Source organism: Novosphingobium sp. 9U, assembly GCF_902506425.1.
GTDB lineage: Bacteria > Pseudomonadota > Alphaproteobacteria > Sphingomonadales > Sphingomonadaceae > Novosphingobium.
Map to the genome: position 1 here is coordinate 1 of NZ_LR732474.1, position 2,053 is coordinate 2,053.

The 2,053-nt window shown below is 63.1% G+C and carries 1 protein-coding gene; it reads left to right on the forward strand.

Annotation, left to right across the window (positions count from 1 at the left end; translation table 11 throughout):
- Window positions 1–295 precede the first annotated feature (295 nt).
- The gene (locus GV044_RS13365; RefSeq protein WP_159871592.1) at window positions 296–2,035 is read left to right on the forward strand and encodes a S8 family serine peptidase; all 1,740 of its coding nucleotides are present in this window, start codon (window positions 296–298) and stop codon (window positions 2,033–2,035) included.
- The last annotated feature ends 18 nt before the right edge of the window (window positions 2,036–2,053 follow it).

Below are 2,053 nucleotides of genomic sequence, written 5' to 3' on the forward strand. Positions count from 1 at the left end.
GAGGCATTTCGACCCAAATGGTCGAGGCGCGTTCGATGCCATCCAGAGCGGAAGATGCGTTTAAGCGGCATCCCACAGCGGCTGTCGATGCCTCGTGCTTGAAGAAGAAACAGGGTAGCTTGCATCGGCATAGGGGGGCACCATGGTAGCTGTCAGTGCGCGGTACGCGTTTCAGGTCGCCGGAGCATGTCTCTTCGCGATTGGCGCACCAACTGAGGCCGTAGCGCAGGAGGCGCCAGCGCGACCTGTCCTGCGCACTCAGAACGACATGCCGCGCCACCGCTATTTGCTGCCCATGACTGCGGCATCTCTCCTTGCGGCAGACGATGGGACCTTTGATGCCTTTGCCGCGAAGGTGGCGGCGGACGTTGATGCGGTACTGACCGACTTCGACATACCCGACCACGCCACACGCCGGCGCTTGCTGACGACCCGGTCCTTCTATGAGATCTTGACCGGTCGCAACGAGCAGGCTCTGGCCACTATCCTCGCTATCCGGGCACTAGAGGACAAGCCCGACGCCAAGCTGACCAGCGGCCTGCGCGAGGAAGCTATACTGCGCGCCCGTATCGCGGCCGGCAGCGGCGCCGGTCCAGCCTTCGAAAGGTGCTTCGCCGCCTTCTACCGCGAAGCTCTGGCGGCCTTGCCTTTCCCGGTCGTCGGAACTCGGCTGAAGGAGACCAAGAGCCGCGCCGAGATCCAGTCGCCTGGGATCGTTGCGGGCTATATCGCGAACGAAGTCGAACCGGCGGTTACGCGTGATCGTGCGGTTACGGACAAGGGAGCTGATGACCTGCTCTGGGCGCGAACCTTCAACCGGGTCATTGCGCCAACGACGACTGCCAGCATCGCCGCGCTGCGCGCGGTGATCGCCGCCAACACCGTCCGGAAGCCGAACATCTGGGCTGCACGCGAGGTGACGCTAACAACGACTGACCCAGGTCATCCCGTGACGGTCGCGGTTTGGGATAGCGGTGTCGATGTATCTCTGTTCCCCGGTCGTGTCTTTGCCGCACCGGTCCTGACGGGCGCACCCAACAACGGCCACGGCCTGTCTTTCGATCTCGAGAGCCGCCCGACAACCGGCACGCTGCGGCCGCTCACAGCTGCACAACGCGTAGCCTACACCGCAGCCCTGCGTGACTTCCAGGGATACAATGACAGCCAAGCGGGCCTCGACAGTGCCGCCTCCGAGCGGCTGCATGCCAAGCTCGGGCGCATGACAGCGATGGAGAGTGCGGCCTATCTCGAACAGCTTAGCTTTTTCGGCGACTACATCCACGGCACCCACGTTGCCGGCATCGTCGCCCGCGGCAATCCTTTCGTGCGCTTGGCGGTGATCCGCGACACCTTCGACACGCGCGCAGTGCCAGCTCCTCCAAGTGACGCAAGCGTGGCGCGGCGTGTGCAACTCTACGCACGAGTTTCCGAGTGGCTCAAGGCGAATCGGGTGCGGGTGGTCAACTTGAGCTGGAGCGACTCGCCCGACAGCTACGAGCGTGACTTGGAGAAGAACGGCCTCGGAGGCACCGTCGCCCAGCGCAAGGCACTGGCGCGACGCTATTTTAGGACCGCCCGCGATGCGTTCCGCCAAGTGGTGATCGATAATCCCGACACGCTGTTCGTCGCCGCAGCCGGCAATTCGAACACGGACACCGCCTTTGAGGAGGGCTACCCATATTCTCTTGTAGCGCCCAATCTGCTGGTGATCAGCGCCGTCGATCAGGCCGGTGACGAAACGAGTTTCACCAGCAACGGCAGCAACGTTACGGTCAGCGCCAACGGCAACCTCGTGAACTCCTACGTTCCGGGGGGCATGGAGCTGGCGGACTCAGGCACTTCCATGGCGTCGCCCAACGTCGCCAACCTGGCAGCGAAGCTGATCGCATTGGCGCCTGAGATGACGTCCGGCCAGGTGGTGGCACTCATCCAGAGAGGCGCAACGGCCAGTGTCGACGGGCGCCGGCGCAACATTGACCCAAAAGCGTCGATTGCTCTTCTTAAGCAGAACAAGCGCGTCCTTCTTCGCAGATGAATAGGTGGCAGCTTACGG

What these genes read in the sequence shown, in the direction of transcription:
- GV044_RS13365 (WP_159871592.1), top strand. Translation starts at nt 296, where the DNA reads ATGACTGCGGCATCTCTCCTTGCGGCAGACGATGGGACCTTTGATGCC.